Annotated in this window: 13 protein-coding genes; all 13 read right to left on the bottom strand. The window is 42.5% G+C overall.

Annotation, left to right across the window (positions count from 1 at the left end; genetic code table 11):
- Nucleotides 1-202: 202 nt before the first annotated feature.
- The 13 genes from AC5JMK_RS14890 to AC5JMK_RS14830 all read right to left on the bottom strand — a co-directional run bounded on the left by AC5JMK_RS14890 (nucleotide 203) and on the right by AC5JMK_RS14830 (nucleotide 17956).
- Entirely contained in the window at nucleotides 203-1417 is a 1215-nt protein-coding gene (locus tag AC5JMK_RS14890) for an Mrp/NBP35 family ATP-binding protein (protein ID WP_495910443.1), read from the bottom strand.
- The gene (locus tag AC5JMK_RS14885; RefSeq protein WP_096679597.1) at nucleotides 1410-2384 is read right to left on the bottom strand and encodes a HEAT repeat domain-containing protein; all 975 of its coding nucleotides are present in this window, start codon (nucleotides 2382-2384) and stop codon (nucleotides 1410-1412) included. Before AC5JMK_RS14885 ends, AC5JMK_RS14890 begins: the two co-directional genes overlap by 8 nt.
- Before the next feature lie 135 nt (nucleotides 2385-2519).
- Nucleotides 2520-2747 (bottom strand): 4Fe-4S dicluster domain-containing protein, encoded by a 228-nt coding sequence (locus AC5JMK_RS14880; RefSeq protein WP_096679595.1) that lies wholly within the window; start codon nucleotides 2745-2747, stop codon nucleotides 2520-2522.
- A gap of 108 nt (nucleotides 2748-2855) precedes the next feature.
- A complete protein-coding gene (locus AC5JMK_RS14875) occupies nucleotides 2856-4571 on the bottom strand; it encodes a fumarate reductase/succinate dehydrogenase flavoprotein subunit (RefSeq protein WP_096679593.1) in 1716 nt (571 codons plus the stop codon).
- A 59-nt stretch (nucleotides 4572-4630) separates the two neighbouring features.
- A complete protein-coding gene (locus tag AC5JMK_RS14870; RefSeq protein ID WP_495910442.1) occupies nucleotides 4631-5518 on the bottom strand; it encodes an ABC transporter ATP-binding protein in 888 nt (295 codons plus the stop codon).
- Between the two features lie 5 nt (nucleotides 5519-5523).
- Entirely contained in the window at nucleotides 5524-6417 is an 894-nt protein-coding gene (locus AC5JMK_RS14865; protein WP_096679591.1) for an ABC transporter permease, read from the bottom strand.
- 92 nt (nucleotides 6418-6509) lie between these two features.
- Nucleotides 6510-8003, bottom strand: a complete 1494-nt coding sequence (locus AC5JMK_RS14860; protein ID WP_495910441.1) for an ABC transporter substrate-binding protein — start codon at nucleotides 8001-8003, stop codon at nucleotides 6510-6512.
- A gap of 781 nt (nucleotides 8004-8784) precedes the next feature.
- On the bottom strand, nucleotides 8785-9813 hold the full coding sequence (locus tag AC5JMK_RS14855; RefSeq protein ID WP_096679587.1) for a pentapeptide repeat-containing protein: 1029 nt from the start codon (nucleotides 9811-9813) through the stop codon (nucleotides 8785-8787).
- 551 nt (nucleotides 9814-10364) lie between these two features.
- Nucleotides 10365-11351, bottom strand: a complete 987-nt coding sequence (locus tag AC5JMK_RS14850; protein ID WP_096679585.1) for a ParB/RepB/Spo0J family partition protein — start codon at nucleotides 11349-11351, stop codon at nucleotides 10365-10367.
- A gap of 2 nt (nucleotides 11352-11353) precedes the next feature.
- Entirely contained in the window at nucleotides 11354-12130 is a 777-nt protein-coding gene (locus AC5JMK_RS14845) for a ParA family protein (protein ID WP_096679829.1), read from the bottom strand.
- A gap of 630 nt (nucleotides 12131-12760) precedes the next feature.
- A complete protein-coding gene (locus tag AC5JMK_RS14840) occupies nucleotides 12761-14440 on the bottom strand; it encodes an eCIS core domain-containing protein (protein ID WP_495910440.1) in 1680 nt (559 codons plus the stop codon).
- 171 nt (nucleotides 14441-14611) lie between these two features.
- On the bottom strand, nucleotides 14612-15583 hold the full coding sequence (locus AC5JMK_RS14835; protein ID WP_096679581.1) for a hypothetical protein: 972 nt from the start codon (nucleotides 15581-15583) through the stop codon (nucleotides 14612-14614).
- A gap of 132 nt (nucleotides 15584-15715) precedes the next feature.
- The gene (locus AC5JMK_RS14830) at nucleotides 15716-17956 is read right to left on the bottom strand and encodes an AAA family ATPase (protein WP_495910439.1); all 2241 of its coding nucleotides are present in this window, start codon (nucleotides 17954-17956) and stop codon (nucleotides 15716-15718) included.
- Nucleotides 17957-18099: the final 143 nt, after the last annotated feature.

Genomic DNA, 18099 nt, shown 5'->3' with positions numbered 1-18099 from the left:
AGGAAGTTTTCATACTTAACTAAATCTTTAGCTAGTCTTTAGCTAGTCTTTATATATCTTTATATATCTTTATCTAATTCATCCTGTTAAGGCAGTAGTAGTCTCTCAAGTGATTGAGGGTTTGTAGTAAGCAATGCGCGTGCTTAAAAATTCAAGACTAAAGCTTACAGCATAAGTGTTCTTTCTTTTGACTTTTGATTTTTTACTTTTGCCTTTTTGTACTAGTACAGTCAAATGTTACATCTAAAGAAGCTGCTATTTGCATAAATACCTGACCTACTGTAGAAGTGGGATCTGTTAAAGTCAGTGGTTGTCCGATGTCACCTCCGGTACAAATGCGTGCATCGATGGGTACCTGTCCAAGTAACGGGACATTAAGTTCTGTTGCTAGCTGTTGACCACCACCACTACCAAAAATAGGAGTCGGTTCTCCACAGTGTTCGCAAATGAGATAGCTCATATTTTCAATAATTCCTAAAACTGGAACACCCACCTGACGAAACATATAAATACTACGCCGAACATCTGAGATTGCGACCTGTTGTGGCGTTGCAACTAAAATCACCCCACAGATAGGACTTTCCTGCACGATCGTGATTTGGGCATCGCCTGTACCTGGTGGCAGATCAATCAGTAGGTAGTCGAGATCACCCCAGGCAACTTCATGAATGAACTGTGTGACAATTTTATGCAACACAGGACCACGCCAAGCTAAGGGATGATCGGGTTCTGCTAGTAACCCAACTGACATTACTTTGATCCCGTGAGCTTCGAGAGGCACAAAACGTTGACCGTTTGGGGTGTCTAATATGTTCACATCTGTTTGCCCCAACCCCATCATCTGAGGCACATTCGGGCCATAGACATCAGCATCTAATAACCCTACCTTTGCTCCTTGTAAACTTAAGGCAACTGCCAGATTGACTGAGACAGTCGATTTACCAACGCCACCCTTGCCGCTAGAAATTGCTAGAGTTGTTTTGACTCCAGGAATTGTACAAATTTGAATGTATGCCTTTTTACACCAAGATAAAGTTGACAAAGCCGACTGAATTTGGTCTTCTAACTGGTGTTGATGCTGCCCAACGTAAAGCCGCAGGTAAACATAGTTATCTACAACCCGCAGATTACGAACCATCCCCAAACTGACAATATTGTTTTTGAGAATTGGTTCGATGATTTGCTTGAGACAGTCAATAACCGCAGATGGGCGATCGCCCATCTGCGGCTCAGAAAAAACTGCTGAATCCTCTATACTGTCTTGAAAAAAGGGATCGGGGATCGGGGATTCTCCAGAGGAGACGCTACATGTAGACGCGTAAGCGGCTTCTCGTAGAGTACGGGGGTCGGGGATTGGGGAAGAGGTATTTTCCTGTGGAGGGCTAGCTTGCTCAAAAGGAGAATCGTCGCTAGACATAGGCTGATTCCCCTTGGGATTCCTGAATGGCTTGAATGGCTCGTTGTGCGTAAATACAAACGTCTCGATCTGGGTCGTCTAATGCTTGCTGGAGGGCGTTGAGCGCAGTGGGGTTCTTGAGAATACCAAGGGCGATCGCCGTATCTCGACGGACATCCGAAAACTCATCAGTCAACGCTTTCACTAATTCAGGTAAAAACCGCTGATCTGGTGTTTTATGTAATACCTGAATTGAAAATTTGCGGACTTGCCAATGTTCATCCTCTAGGGCAGTTGCGATCGCTGGCAATGCTTCCGGCGATGCATGGAGTGCCAAGGATTTGGCTGCATTACGGCGCACCTGCCAATCGGCATCCGATGTCAACGCTTGACACAGCAAACTAACCACCTGTTGATCTGCCAGATGTCCTAGAGTCAGAGCAGTAGCACGGCGCACCGTCACATCTGCATCTGCCATCAGCGCCAGGGCTGGCTGACACCGCTCCACTTGGTTGAGATACCGGAGCGTGGTCACAGCTGCTTCTCGTAAACTTGGCTGTTCCGCCTCAAAAAAAGGCAACACATAAGGTAGAGACTGAACATCATGAATTTTCCTTAACAGAGTCAGCACACTGATCTGTACATTTAAATTCTCCTGTTGGAGAATATCTAAAAGCAGCAGCAGATGATCCGGTGTAACAAGCTCCCCCAAGGCTGACAGTGCTTCTTGACGAATTTCTGCATCAGGTGATTCTAAGCACCTCAATAAAGCTGGAACAGCATGAGGATTTGCTAACTCCCAAAGCGCCATCACTGCTAACTTTTGCACTGCCAAACTCTCATCTTGTAGTGCCGTCATCAATGGCTGTAGTGCTGCCTCATCACCCAAATGTTGCAGGGTTTTCACCGCAACTAAGCGATCGCTTAACTCAGGCGATCGCAGCATTTCTAACCATTGGTTCAGTTCAGAATCCATCTCAGCAGTCATATTCCTTACCTTACTACACTGTCAACTTTGTTTTGATTGGTTCGTAGTGAGCGCTTTAGCGCTCTTAATGATCTAGGACTAAAGTCCTTACTACGAACTAAAGTCATCATCCCTCAAATCAAAATTGACACTCTACTACCGTAACAAAAATGGAATTTGCACCGTGATTGCGTTTGTAGGGCATTCTTTCTCACAGGGTAGGCAAAACCAGCATTCATCGTACTTCATATATGCCTTGCCTGTTTCCGGATTCTTCACCAGCACGTCTAACGGACAAACATCAATGCAGACCGTACATTTCTCTAGACACTTCGACTCATCAACAATGACAGGAACATCTACTCTTTGGATTGCTAAAGCCATAAATTTGATACCTCCTAATTTCAATTGTCATTGCTATTATTTTTTTTATCTGTAGAGACGTAGCAATGCTACATCTCTACGAAACGAAAATCTAATTTGGTATGATTCTTATCGAACTGCAACATCGTAAACTTCTTTCTCTAGATCCACTTCTACCACGTATGGCTCGACCTGACGCTTAAAGAGAATCATTTCTCCTGACTCATGCTTTTTCAAGTTAACGTGACAGAACCATTCCTCATTATTTTTCTCTGGATAATCTAACCGATAGTGGTATAATCCCCAACGACTTTCCCGCCGATACAGCGATGATCGGGCAGCCATCTCTGCACAATCTCGAATAAAGTGAACTTCCATACACCGCATCAGTTCATGGGGATCACGAGCGCCCATCATGTCCAAAGTCTCGCTGTAGCGGGTAAAGTAATTTAACCCAATTTCCATCTTGTGACCAACTTTAGGTGGCTGTAAATAATCGTTGATCAGTCTGCGTAATTTATACTCTACTTGCGTATGTGGAATACCATTTTGACGAGTGAGGGGAGCATAAATCCGTGCTTTCTCTGCTGCCAAAAAGTCTAAGTCAGGTTCGATATGCTCCAAGTTTTGAATGTAATCTACGGCATGTATACCCGCTAGTCGTCCAAAAACGAATGCCCCAATCATATAATTATGGGGAACACTTGCCATATCGCCTGCTGCATACAATCCTGGTACAGTCGTTTCGGCTTTCTCATTCACCCAAACGCCAGATGCACTGTGACCACTACACAAACCAATCTCAGAAATGTGCATCTCTACGCCATGAGTACGGTAATTTTCTCCCCGTCCTTCATGGAACCGCCCCCGACTAGGGCGCTCGTTTGACCAAAGAATGGATTCAATCTCAGTGATCGTATCTTCATCAAGGTGGGTCATTTTCAGTTGGATCGGCCCTTTACCAGAATGAAGCTCCTTCCAAACCTCCAGCATCATTTGACCGCTCCAATAATCACATCGGATGAAGCGATAACCTTCAGCATTGGCGGTGTAAGCACCAAAGGGGCCAGCGACATAAGCACAGGCGGGCCCGTTATAGTCTTTAATTAATGGATTAATTTGAAAGCACTCGATATTTGTTAGCTCTGCTCCAGCGTGATATGCCATCGAGTAGCCATCCCCTGCATTCGTGGGATTTTCATAAGTACCGTAGAGGTAGCCAGATAAAGGTAGCCCCAAACGCCCACAGGCTCCGGTACACAGAATTACTGCCTTTGCTTGAATGACGACAAAATCCCCCGATCGCACATCAAACCCAACAGCCCCGATCGCCCGCCCATTCTGCACCAGGACGCGAGTTGCCATGACGCGATTGGTGACTCTGGCTTTATGTCGTTTCACCTGACGGGTCAAAATCGTTTTGAGATCTTTGCCTTCTGGCATCGGTAATACATATTTTCCCACCCGATGCACTTGTTTTAAGTCGTAATTTCCTTGAGGATCTTTTTGAAACTTAACTCCCCAGCTTTCCAGTTCTTGGATGACCTCAAAGCCCAGCTTACCAGTTTGATAGACTGCTTTTTGGTTTAGGATACCATCATTAGCAATGGTCACTTCGCGCACATACTGCTCTGGGGTGGAATTACCGGGAATCACGGCTGTGTTGACACCATCCATACCCATTGCGATCGCACCACTGCGACGAATGTTTGCTTTCTCTAAAATCAGCACATCACCATCAGGATTCGCTTGCTTCGCCTTGATCGCCGCCATTGTTCCAGCCGTACCCCCGCCAATCACCAGAACATCCGTCTGTATCCGTTGTGTGTTGATTTGAATATCCACTGCCAAATTCCTCTCTAGTCCTTGCAATCACCCTGTAGAAAATACTGTTTTTTTTGTGATTAATCTAACTCCATGCTTTTGAGCGTTTCTTCCCGAATTAACTCAAAAATTTGCCGATTCAGTTTGACAAATTCAGGGGACAATAGACTATCGGTATGGCGAGGACGCTCTAGAGACACATCAATCTTCGCTTTGATATTACCGGGATTAAAGCCCATGACAAAGATTTTGTCACTCAGAAAAACAGCTTCCTCAATATCATGAGTCACAAAAATCACCGTTGTTTGGAAATTATTCCAAATCGTTAACAATAGCTCTCGCATCATCTGACGTGTTTGGGCATCCAAAGCTGCAAACGGTTCATCCATCAGTAGTACAGAAGGAGAGTTTACTAATGCTCTGACAATACTTGCACGTTGCTGCATTCCTCCTGAAAGCTGATAAGGGTAGGAATGACGGTGCTTATACAGACCCACTTGATTCAAGAAATCATTCACCAACTCCTGTCGTTTTGATTTTGGCACTCCCTGAATTTTCAGCCCAAACTCGATATTTTGAAATGTTGTTTTCCAAGGCAACAAAGAATACTGCTGGAAAACAAAACCCCGATCAGCACCGGGAGTACTGACTTGTTTTTTGTCAACAAAAATACAGCCGCTAGTTGGTTTGATAAATCCAGCGATCGCATTCAGAATCGTTGATTTTCCACAGCCTGACGGCCCCAATAAACAAGTAAATTCACCAGGATGGATTTGAAGATTGATAGAATCTAAAACTTGTACCGTATGACCCTTTCGCCTAAAACAGACAGATAAATTCTCAATCTCGACAAATCCTTTAAGCGATCGCACCGAACTTATATCTGCCAGTGTTGCCATTTGTGGTAAATCTCCTGGACGTACAGCAATGATTGTTGATTGTTGATTGTTGCCTCTTGCCTTATTCAATGAATTTATGGACTCTGCTTTTTCGTCACTCGCCAAGGCATTAGCAATCGAGTCAGTTTATCAACCGCATAGGTGCTAAAAGCACCCATTAAACCAATCAGTAACATCCCCATGACGATTGGGGGATAGTTCGATGTCACATAGGATTCCCAAGTCAGATAGCCTATACCATAACGGCCTGCCAGAATTTCAGCCGTTACCAAGCAGAACCAGGCGTTGCCCATGCCAATCACCAGACCACTGGCAATACTGGGCATTGCTCCTGGCACAACAATATCTTTGAATAGATGCCACTGCTTTGCTCCCAAGCATTGACCCACTCGCAGTAGTAATAAATCTGTATTCTCAACACCTCGAATGGTGCTGATCAGAATTGGGAAGAACGCGCCGATGAACGTGATATAAATCATTCCTGATTCTGAAGAGGGAAACATTAGAATCGCCAGAGGAATCCAGGCGACGGCGGGAATCGGTCTCAATAGCTCCAAGGGTGGAAATATCAAGTCTTCAATTTGCTGGAACCAGCCTATAAAGATACCCAGACTAATGCCAACCACAGCTGCGATCGCAAAGCCAGATAGTACCCGAGCTGCGCTTGCCCAAATATGCAGCATCGGGTTGTTGGAGAAAAACTCGATAGTTGATCCCAGAACTTCTAAGGGTGAGGGTATCAGCGTGAAGTTAATAAAGAAGTTGAATTTGATTGTGCAGAAAAATTGCCAAACACCAAAAAACAACACTAGAGAAAAAACCCGCCGGAATCCCTTGGGGCTAAAAAGGAAGTGGAAGGGCGATTGCTCACGGCGGTACAACACATTCAATGAGTGGGCGATTGTGGCGCTGAAGCCTCCAAACACTCTGGTTTTGAGTGAAGAACGTTCAGAAAATGGGCCAGACATTGAATACCTCTAGATAGTTAGGTGTCCCCAAATTAGCTTCTCATAAATTTCGCAGTTCTTTTATGACAATGCCTTAAAACAATCTTTAAGTTTTATAACTTTGAAAGTTGCTGATTTTGAGCATATGATTGCTGTAGTCCTTTGAAATCAACAACCTTGACACCTGATTTTTGAGCAAAGTCTTGAGCTTCTTTCTGAGTTAAGAATGCAGAAATTTCATTGCCATTTTGAACATAGAAAGAATTTTCTGCCAGTAGTTTCCAGCCATGATTGCGATCATGAACAAAGATTACGCCTTTATCTTGTTTACCTTCAGCCTTCAGTTTTTGTGACATTGCCATCATGTTTTTGATTGAGGCAAAATTCATCACCTTATCGTTACCTTTGAGCCAGAGTTGGGCAGCCATTTTCGGATCTTTAATCGGTTCTTTAGTTTGAGCATCTTCACCTGAAATCACAAAATCTTTTGCATTTGCAACCTCATCATAATTGAGACCTACTTCTTTCATAGCTTGACGCAAATAGCTATCATCTGCCCACTTTGTCACATCTTCGGGATTGACAGTAGCATCTAACCGACCCAATTGCTTCAAGGTGACAACGCTATTTTTTAAAGCCTCAAAGTTAACTTGACGAATTGTTGGATTAATCTGTTGTAACCCAGAGGGGCCAAGAAACATATACACAACTTCACGCTCAACCCCACACCATTTCTCTACTTTAGTTGCTATCGCCTCTGGCTGTTCTCGAAACACCTTATTTGCTTCTAATAATGCTTTCAGATAAGCCACAACAATTTCTGGATTTTCTTTCGCAAAATCTGAGCGAACTAATACTCCATGAAAGGTTGGAACTCCTGTCTCTGCTCCGTCAAATATTTTTCGAGCAAAACCCCGAAAAGGAAATAGCTCACCAAAAGGAACAAAGTTAGCATGAGCATCAATTTGACCAGTCTTCAAACTGCTTCCGCCAACTTCTGGACTTTGACTAGTCAGATTTACATCTTTTTCCGGATTGATCCCTACATCCTTTAAAGCTTTTAACAACATTCCATGAGCTGCTGAACCAAAAGGCACAGAAACTTGCTTACCCTTCAACTGATTTAAAGAATTAATAGAACTATTTTTGGGAACTACCACAGCATTTCCCGCTCCATTTGGACTGTAGGCAAGGCTGCCAATGTAAATAGTTCTTACACCATTTCCCTTCTGCTGAAAAGTTGTCACATTAATGGTCAATGGAAAGTCACCCATCATACCAATATCGATTTGATTTGCTAGCATCTTATTGTTTATCGGAGGTCCTGATGTATAGCTTGTCCATTCGATTTTGTATTCTACATTTTCATACTTACCAGTTTTGGGTAAGTATTTTTCTAAAAGTTTTTCCTCTCGAATGACTGCACCCCCTGTTACCGTGTTAATGGTTTGATCTTGGGTTCCGATGGCAATGCGAATTACTTTTTTATTGGTGGAAGAGCGGCTGGTGGTATTGGTCGAATTATTGTCGGAAGTCTGGTTAGAACAAGCACCAGTAAAAACTAGAGAAACTAGTAGTAAGCAAAAGAGTAAATTTCTTCGAGTCATCGGGTATACACACATAACAGAATAAATTCTCGTTTCGTTGAGTTAATTCAAAAGACAAATTCAGCCGGTTTGATTAGGTTAACAGCAGGTGATAGCAAAGAGGGCTTGGCATAATTCTCTCATGAATCAAAAGCTGTACATTTAAAATGGGTGCGGCTCTTTTTTTCTAGAGCGGTAAAACTTGCTAGAGAAGCAGACTCTCAAGATTAGCCAAGTATTCCGAGGGATTACGCCGAAATTGAAACTGCTCAATTCTCGCCGAATGATGTTTTTTTCTAGAGCGGCAAAACTTACTAGAGGAGCATACTTTTAAGTGTAGCCAAGTATTCCGAGGGGTTACGCCGAAATTGAAGCTGTTCAATTCTTGCCGAATGATGTTTTTTTAAAACCCACATTCCGCACTTCATAATGTAGTACAAAACATTACGCAAATCGGCTTTGATACGAGTAAATAAAAAGACTCAGAAGCTTTAAGTAAGTCGGGATGAAGAATAAACCTAGATTGGAAAGTACAAAGTCTGTAAAAAGCTGATAAATGCTTGGTTTCAAGTCTTTCACAAAAGTAAACATAGATTATTTTGTGATGATGACTTATGGACGATACCAGGAATGAGACAATCAAAAAAACTCAAAAATTTCGAGAAGTAAAAAATGTCTCCAATATCAGAAGCAAAAATTAAAAATATAGATCACCTAGGAATAGTAGCTGGGCTACTGGTATAGTGTAATTTTCAAGTTTCAAAATATGAAATAAGTAGGAGATTGACTTAATTTCCCGCTCTTAAAAAAGCCTTTTGGTGTCTGGTGTATCTGTGTGATTCTGCTGTACTGATTTTTCTGGTTCTACAGGTAAACCTAATTGGATACAAAAGTAGCGATCATACTTGGCTAGTCTCCAGTTATTAGCAGCTTGAATTTGCTCAACACTGAGGTCTTGAGTACCTCGCAAATCGGTATTTTTGAGATTAGCACGGGTGAAATTGGCATCGATGAGGTACGCATTTTTCAGGTCTGCCCCCTCTAAATTAGTATCACTGAGGTCTGCACCTTCTAATTGAGCGCCTTGTAATTTTGCATCTGTAAGATTAGCGATTTCTAAATCCACACCATTGAGAACCGCAAATTCTAGAATAGCTGCTTGTAGATCAGCACCACCAAGGTTAGCACCACCAAGGTCTGTATTAGTTAAATTGGCACGGGTTAAGTTAGCAGCTTCTAACTGGACACTATTGAGGTTAGCATAGGTGAGATTAGCTTCTTTAAGCCTGGCACGACTGAGGTTAGCACCTTCTAATTGAGCATCAGTGAGATTAGCTCGCTTGAGATTAGCATAGATGAGATTGGCATAATTGAGATTAGCAACACACAGATCCGCACCAGCCAAGTCAATTTCATGTAAATCAGCACCAGGTAAATCTAAAGCTTTTAAAGACACACCATACTGATTTAAATCTTCTAATGCTTTGATTCTGGCGTAGCTAGTTGATACATTTGCCGCAGCCGCATGATCAATGACTTGCCATGCTTGATAAATAGTATTGCGTCTGCGCTCCCTACTTTCCAATAAATATAAGCTGGCTGCTGCTAGGATACTAAAAGCTTCAATGTTAGCCACCCCAATAACTGATAATGCTTGTTTGTAAAAACACTGCAAGAATGAATCTTGAGATTTACAAATAGGCTGTTGCTTATTCCACTGTTCGATGTGACTGAATGTCAGCATTAACAAATAAGCAATCACGATGGCCAGTAAAACACGAAACCAGACTATATCCAATAAATCTCGAATTTTTTGGCGTAATTTCCTCACGAACCAAGTAAATCTGATCAGATTAATTCACCCCCTCCTGAGCATCATCTTCCTTGATAATTAAAAGTAAGTTCTCATGCATTGCGTTTAGCCTTAATTATCAGGGTAAGCTCATCTAATTTAGTATAGGGTGAACTTGACAAATTAAGTAAGATTTGCATAAACAAAGGTGTAAAAAATGTACTTGACTTAAGAACAAGAACAATGAGAAGACTTCAATGCTGTTATCCGAAAATCTTCAGGAGTCAAGTTGATGTCACAGGGCTTTGAAACAAAATCTGCGGATGGACTTCAAAACGCACGTGAAGAGCGAAAGTCAAAAGAAATAGCAGACATCGGCAGTATTCAACAGAGTAAGCGTAACGTGGAAGACTAGAGCCAAAAAGCTAAGAACCTCTATCAATTCCAAGGGAAAGTTCAAGACGTTAAGCTAACTGAGAGTGCGATTAAAAGTATTAAAGAAAAGTACGAAGCGAGATAAATAGGGTAACTGAAATGCTTTATATATGTTTTCAGCGAAGAGAGGAATGATTATTATCTCGCTTGCTTCTTTATTTTAGGTTTTCCATCTCTGTATTCTCTGTTTCAGATGGAAATAGTTCTTCTATCTGATCTAACAGCCGATTGATTTTATTTGTTATTTTTTTGTCATTTTCTATGAACCTCCTATGTTTTTTTAATAGTCCTTGTACATTTTTTCCTCTTGATGCTAGCTGTTGAAAGGGGGTTTCTTTTTTATCTGTTGTACCTGCTGACATAATACTCTCTACTATCTCTTTTATCTGCGATAGTGACAACCCCTCATCAATCGCCTGCTTTACTATTTTTCCCCTCGCTTGTTCATTCTTTACCCGTGCGATCGCATGGGCTTTGGTATACTCTAACTGCCCTCTTATGAGTACATCTTGGATATCACTTGGTAGTTTGAGTAGAGGTAGGCGCGTTGTGGCAAACGACTGCCAGGTAATTTTGCCAAGTTTAGAGAACAAGTCTTGTATGATAAGACTTTCATTACTCCCCAAAACGTTTTGGGGAACTTTATTTTTTTCCTCATCTAGCATCCGGTTTAGGAGATAAACTACATCCTTTTGGTCAATATTCAATATCGCTGCAAGTAGTTCGACGATACCGATAGTTTCCTCATAAGCGTTGAGGTCTTCGCGTTGGAGGTTTTCAACCAAGCGGATGCGAGCAGCAGCATTCTCATCACAGTCGATTATATTGACGGGAATATCTTCGAGTCCGGCAAGTTTGCTTGCTCGCAGGCGACGTTCACCTGCAACTAGTTCAAATTCGTCGTTACTACTTGTGGATCTAACTACAATCGGGGAGAGCAACCCATTTTCTTTAATATTTTCTGCAAGAGATTGAATTTTTTGCGGGTCAAAGTACCGACGAGGTTGCGATGGGGGGAGAATAATTGAATCTATTGGCAGGGTGATAGTGTTTTTGTTGCCTGAATCTTCTTGGCTAGTACCACTAAATAAATCATCGAGTGCGTTTTTATCGTATGCTTTTAGTTCAACTTGTTTAGTCATAATTATAGTTTGATGAGGTAATTTGTGATTTCTTCTAGAATACTAACTGCCGGGTGATTTTTCTTCCACAGAACAAGCGGGAGATGCGCTTGTGATGCACTTGGAAAGTCTATCGATTTGGGAATGGGTGTAGTTATATGAGCACGTCCTTCGATTTGTTTTTTAATGGTTTCGAGTATACCTGATTGTTGGAGGGTGCGTTTATCGTGTTGAGTTGGGATAAAAGCTGCGATTTGTAAGTCCTTGTGTCCTCCTTTCTTAAGACGGGCGATTGTTGTTAGCAGTTGTTCTGTAGCAGCGTAGCACTTATATTCTGTCTGAACTGGTATCAGCAGGTGGGTAGCTGCCATGACGCTCATGATGCTTAGGTATCCTAGTGAGGGAGGACAATCAATTAAGATGTAATCATATTCGCTGACTATTGGTTCAAGTGCAAACTTGAGTTTTTGTCGAGCGTCAGTTGTGATATCGCGCCCTAGTTCAATTTCAGCTCCGGTTAGAGCATTATTGCTGGGTATAAGATGCATATTATGGATGGGTTCTTGCCAAATATATAGCGGCCCGCGTTCGGTGATAGCAGCATATATTGTTTGCTCATCTTTTAGCTCCTTGGGTTCTATTCCCATAAAGGTTGTCAGACTTGCTTGTGGGTCCATATCTATAAGCAAGACTCGGTGTTTTTGAGCAAGATGATACCCAATATTATGAACTGTGGTGGTCTTACCAGCTCCACCAGATTGGTTGAAGGCGGCAATTATTTTAGTCTGATTTTTTGGCATTTTCAAGGGTGTTTTTTTACTCATTTGAAGTGATTCTATCAAAGTCTTCTTGAGAAAGAGTAAAAAAATAATGCCACTATGAGTGTCTGGACTAACTCATAATGACATTATTCTTAATTCTTAAGCTGGATACTCAAGTATTCATCTTAGTATTACCTTAAAAAGGAGGTTCATCACCTAGCTTCTCGTTGTTATCACTGGAAATTTTCTCTGACAATTCTTGTGCGAAATCAGGAGATTTTTCTTGTGTAGCTCCAAAATGTGCTACCTGTGTGAGGGTTGGCCAGCAATTCTCATTTTGAAATAAATAGAGTATTAACCCCCATTTTGAAATTCCAGATGTAGTATAAAAGAACTAGTTTTTCAGGTAGAGGCGATCGCGAAAAAAACTATTGGTTCGAGCAATTAAGTAGAAATACTTAATAGAAAGCTACAGACAAAGATTTGATATTGAACATATGCTGCGATTTGGAAACAACGTTTGCTGATGAGTGAATTTCAAACTGCAGAAGCTTTCTTCAACACTCAACAACTGGGAAGTTACCTCAGCTTGAGCGGCTTGATTGGTAACAGTCACGAGCCGTTCTTAGAGGACTGCGGGGTGGCAACACCCCAATGTTATCCGACCATTTACGGATGGTTCAACAGCCATGTGTCAATGGCAGTCTCCCACGCCATTATCGCTTGAGACCCAGCGCTTGCTTGATAAGGTGCTGCGGGAGGAAGGTCGTTTGTGCTTCCGTTTTTCAATCGATAACTATAGCCGCTTGGCCCCAATAGAATCACTCGATATACTCTTGCACCCGTGATCGGTCCTCGAATCACTTGTTCCCCATCATTCAGGAATGCTACATGCGTTGGTGGTTTTATCGGGTACTGAACCGTGACTCCTATCGGTATGTCCTTCCTCATTGCGATTTCTCTTATTCCCGCATCCTCAGCATCCACTCGGTGGGCTACAGCATCAGCCAATTGTGCGTTATACAAGCCTGGAAGCCAACGGGTCGGGGAGTCATTGTCCATCGTGAATGTGGGTATGTCCGCCGTACCTTCAGACCCTAACACACCCGCTTCCCGCAATTGCTTGTAAGAAAAGTGGGAGATGCTAAGACCTCTATACCAAGTCATATCATCACTGTTGTATAGGGTTATGAATCTTTGTAAATTCTCGTCGTTCTCATTTATAAGATTGCTAACCAGTATATTTGTTCTTGATACACGATTCATTCCCGGGTACTTATCTGATTGAACTAATGAATTGTCAGTTGAAGATAGTCGCCTGAAATTCTCGCTCCAGCTAGAGTAGCGCTCATCTTTTGCCTCTGTGTGTAGAGAGGTCATAGCTTGTTCAAATTCGTCCTGGGACTTGGTGGCTAAATATTGATTAAAGTCTTGACCTGCTTTGGCCGCTATTGTTTGCATGGCTGGTATACAAACTTCGTAATACCATTGTCTCCACGCTTTATACTTATTCTCTATTAGCTCGGACGCTTCCATCGCACTGTATAACTGGATTTGTGGGGGGTTAGTGGCATCGTGGTTCGATATTGCAGCAAAATCTTCTGCTCGGTAAGGCGATCGCTGCACAGTCCCTCCACTCTGCTGCACTACATGAGTTAACTCATGGGCCAGCAACTCCTGTCCACCCCGACTTTTTGGATTATACTCCCCCTGCCGAAAAAATACATCCTGCCCCGTTGTGAAAGCGCGAGCCTGAATCGATTGATTCAACTGGTCAGATTGGGCATCTGTGTGAATCTTCACCCCACTGAAATCAGCCCCCAATGCTTGCTCTATTGGTTCCCGGATATTGTCTGCTAGTGGTTGTCCACCACCCCGTGCCTGATTGATAGAAGTTTCCAAGTCTGATGTTGCTGCCCCACCATCAGGCTGACGCTGCAACATTGGCTTCATATTCAACTCGTCATCTTCCATATCCTGTCGTTGGATGGATTCATTCTGACTTGCCTGTAGTAACGCAGGCGCATTCATATACTGCACAAATTCTGCTGCTACCTGATCTGCTTCCTGCTCGTACTTATCTCCTGGTTCTCCTATTGTTAGTTTTGGCTGTACGTACTGTCCACTGCTGTTAGCCAAAAGCTGAGTAGCCGCTCGATTGCCAATTGTTTCTTGAAGTGTCAACACATCATCTGTATTTAGCGAATTAGGATTAAGTTTGACTCTCTGAATGAGTATTGCTGGATGCGTAGCATTTGTTTGTGGCACTGGTCTATAAGTTGTCTGTTGTCGTTTTCGCAAATCCTTGTTGCTTTTCTTGGAAATTTGCCTCTGTTGATGGTAAAACATAATGCTACATATCCGTGGTGTAAATTATTGCTCTACAATCTGTCTATATTAATTGCACTCATGATCAGATTTATTAGGTTTCCCTAATCAAGCAAACCTACTGATGAGTGATTACACTTCTGGCATTTAAGGCGATCGCTCTCTTGCTGAGGATTCGTCCGCCGCCCTAACTTATATTTCCCCAGTGTTCTTGTCATACCGATCACGATCCCTTTTTAAGAGTTGTATTACAGTTTTTTTGTCTTTCTCTTCAAGATTTAGTTCATCCACCATCGATTCGATATCCTGGTCGGACATGTTGGCATAAGCTTTATGCTCTCCTTTGCCCCTTCTTTCATAACCCTGCCCCTGTATCCATGGTGCTGCAAAATTCCCTTTATCTTCTCGTATATATTCGATCAGACCTTTCCACTTAACAGCATGTACATGCCATTCGTGTAGTAGCGTTGCAAACAATTGCTGCGTAGTCCTATTAATGCTTAAATTTACAGCTATGACTATTCGCACTGAGATATCCTTTGGTATAGGATTGTTTAATGCCCATTGCCAGATTTCTGTAAATTGTCCATAGTCTTGTGCTTGATATCCTTGGTTACTATTGCCTATATAAAAAGTTGTGCTGCCATAGTCTTTAAAGTCATTCGTACTTTTGATTCCCCAAATTACCACTTGATTAGTCTGACCCTGGGACAGAAATGAAGTAGACAACACCTTGGCGTTAAACTGATCAAAAGCGGTGTTTAATCTTTCTTTCATTGGGTCACTTAATTCCTCACCTTCAAGTTTGATAGCTTGTCTTTGTATTATTTCTTTTGATCTATCACTTACAGATGATTTGAATGCTTGCTGACCCATCGCATCCTCTTCCTTTGCCTCCGGCTCGTAATTGTCCCCAGGCTGCCCAATAGTCAACTTTGCCTGCACTGGTGCTGCATTTCGACCAGCTAACAGCCGATTAGCTGCCCGATTCCCTATCGTCTCCTGAAGGGTTAACATCTGATCTGCACTTAGTGAACTAGGGTCAGCTTTCACCTTTTGAACTATCGAATGTGCCTCATCTGCGATTTTCGTCGTTTTTTGTTGTTGCTTTTGTAAAACTTTATTGCTTTTGGATGATATCTGCCCCTGCTTACGATGAAACATAATATTATCCCTGGATATTAAATAATACAAATTTCAAAAATATTTTGCTTCCTTATAAACCGCTCTTTACGTTCTGTTAAATCTACGCTGCTTCCTAATGCCGTCCTGACTCTAACAATCTAAAATCCCAAATTATAACTGACCCGCATACTCCCCAAACTCCCCGTTCATCAACACCTTCCCCATCTTCTGATACTCCCGCCTCGTCGCCCGCACCAAGTGAGACATTTTCACCTCCCCACCCTCATCAGCCGCCAAAAAAGCTGCCGCTAGCGCAATATTGCGTATATTCCCCCCTGCAATCTCAAAGCGACGCGCCATAAAATCCAAATCCAAATCTGCACTGCGAGGCGTAGCCTCCGGCCAAAGCTTCTGCCAAATCCGGCGGCGATGCTTCTCATCTGGCAAAGGAAAATCGATACTGAAATGCAGCCGTCGCACAAACGCTTCATCCATATTTTTGCGGAAATTCGTTGCCAAAATCACTACGCCGTCGTACTCCTCCATTCTTTGCAAGAGGTAGCTGACCTCAAGGTTGGCGTAGCGGTCATGGGCATCACTTACCTCGGTACGCTTGCCAAATAGGGCATCGGCTTCATCAAAAAACAGAATTGCATTACTAGTTTCTGCCTCTTGGAAGATGCGGGAAAGGTGCTTTTCTGTTTCGCCAATATACTTGCTGACCACTGCCGAAAGGTCTATTTTATATAAGTCTAACTCCAATTCACCCGCCACAACCTCAGCCGCCATTGTTTTGCCCGTACCAGGAGGCCCAGCAAAGAGAATATTTAGCCCTTTACCTAAAGATAGCTTTTTCTCAAAGCCCCACTCGTCATAAACTCGGCTGCGATACTTGACGTAATTACAAAGTTCTTGTATAATGCCTTCTTGTTGATCAGGCAAGATAATGTCTGACCACTTGTAGCGTGGTGTAATTTTGCGAGCCATTGCACTTAACTGGCGATTCGATTGCAAGCGACATGCTGCGTAGAGGTTATTTATCGTGACCTGCCCTTGCGTTGGATATCGCCAGCAAGCTAAATTGCGTGCCGTAGCTGCCGCATCCCGAATTTGTCCGCCGCTAAAACGGAATTTGTTCGCCAAATCGGGTAGCGATGCAATGTCTTCCCCTACAAACTTCGCCCATAATTCCACGCGTTGGGCTGCTGTTGGGAGAAGAAATTCCACTCGCAAAAAGGTCAATTCAGATTGTACATTGGATGGTTCCCAGGTAGTATCACCGGCTAAAAAGGTCAGCAAATGCATCTCCTGCACTTGTCGCAGTAGGGCTAATCGCCAAGTGGCTTTGCCATCTGTTAAAAGTCTGTCAAAGTCTTCCCAGTAAATAGCTGCTGACTGCAAAACTGCTTCACGACAAGCTAGAGCCATAATTGTTTCAAATTCTTCCGCTTCCGCCTGCAATAGTCTTTCTAACTCTACTGTCAACAACCCAATTCCCAATTCCTGACAAAAGGCCTCAGCAGTAGTGTGCTTGCCGACTCCGTAAGTTCCTTGGAAGTAAAATATTAGTCCGGTTTTTATTACTTGTTTCTCCTGGGCTAGTAAGCCTAAGCGTTCTTTTATTTCAAGTGGCAGTAACAAATCTTCAAGTTTCGTTTGAGGCCAGGTGCATTTAGCATAGGGTAAAAGCCGGGTGTCGAGTTCGTCACTACCAAGTAAATAATTGACCACCCGTTCATCTAGTTTGAGATATTTACTTAGTAGTGGTACTTGCTGCTGTGATGAATCATCAAATAAATGCAGCAGTTGATGTTTGAGCAGGGGAGCAGTAGACAGGAAATTTTGACGCGTTGTTAGCTTGCTTTTGAAATCTGCACAGAGCAAATTCAACACCAAGTCTACAGAGGGACGCTTCTTTCTCACATCATCTTGAAGATAAGCATAAAGACGCTCGTAACCCGAATCTAATTCGGGAGCTAAACAAATTAGTAGCGTATCCCTGTCAATTGGTGTGAGTTGAAAGTGACAGACTAATTCATGCAAGCGTAATTTGATACTTTTTTGGATACTCTCAGTTTGACATTGAGCAATATTAGCTGTCATTCTTTTGAGGGCAGTTTGAACCTCGATTGAGGACAATGGTGTCGGAACATTTGCCCAACGGGGTAAACCGATGGGTTTTGTGAGGAGTTGCTCTATCTCTTGTTCCGAAATCAAAAGTCCCTGCAATTCGTTGTCACCTGTCTGAATGTGCTGCATTCTCCATATTTGGACTCGAATCAGCAGATCAATTCTCTCTAACTCCGCCAAAATATGCTCAATAGAGGTTGGATAATATGCCATAAAAGCTTTAAAGTTTGTATTACCCGTTGCCAAATTGTAGTATCTTTTCTGAATTACCGTAATCGCCACCAATTTGTTACATTTGTGTCACCATTTGTTTTAGATAACTGCCTTATTTGAGTTTTGATATACTCCATTTCAAGATTGATGATTTTAAGTTCTGCTTGGTAATTTGGTATGTTAGTTTTTGCTAGTTCTGTTTTCACAGAATT

The organism is Pelatocladus sp. (assembly GCF_059505505.1).
This window is presented reverse-complemented; position numbering and strand designations above follow the sequence as displayed.

Coding starts and splice junctions, on each gene's coding strand:
- AC5JMK_RS14890 (WP_495910443.1), bottom strand. CDS start 1,417: ATGTCTAGCGACGATTCTCCTTTTGAGCAAGCTAGCCCTCCACAGGAA.
- AC5JMK_RS14885 (WP_096679597.1), bottom strand. CDS start 2,384: ATGACTGCTGAGATGGATTCTGAACTGAACCAATGGTTAGAAATGCTG.
- AC5JMK_RS14880 (WP_096679595.1), bottom strand. CDS start 2,747: ATGGCTTTAGCAATCCAAAGAGTAGATGTTCCTGTCATTGTTGATGAG.
- AC5JMK_RS14865 (WP_096679591.1), bottom strand. CDS start 6,417: ATGTCTGGCCCATTTTCTGAACGTTCTTCACTCAAAACCAGAGTGTTT.
- AC5JMK_RS14860 (WP_495910441.1), bottom strand. CDS start 8,003: ATGACTCGAAGAAATTTACTCTTTTGCTTACTACTAGTTTCTCTAGTT.
- AC5JMK_RS14850 (WP_096679585.1), bottom strand. CDS start 11,351: ATGACTAAACAAGTTGAACTAAAAGCATACGATAAAAACGCACTCGAT.
- AC5JMK_RS14845 (WP_096679829.1), bottom strand. CDS start 12,130: ATGCCAAAAAATCAGACTAAAATAATTGCCGCCTTCAACCAATCTGGT.
- AC5JMK_RS14840 (WP_495910440.1), bottom strand. CDS start 14,440: ATGTTTTACCATCAACAGAGGCAAATTTCCAAGAAAAGCAACAAGGAT.
- AC5JMK_RS14835 (WP_096679581.1), bottom strand. CDS start 15,583: ATGTTTCATCGTAAGCAGGGGCAGATATCATCCAAAAGCAATAAAGTT.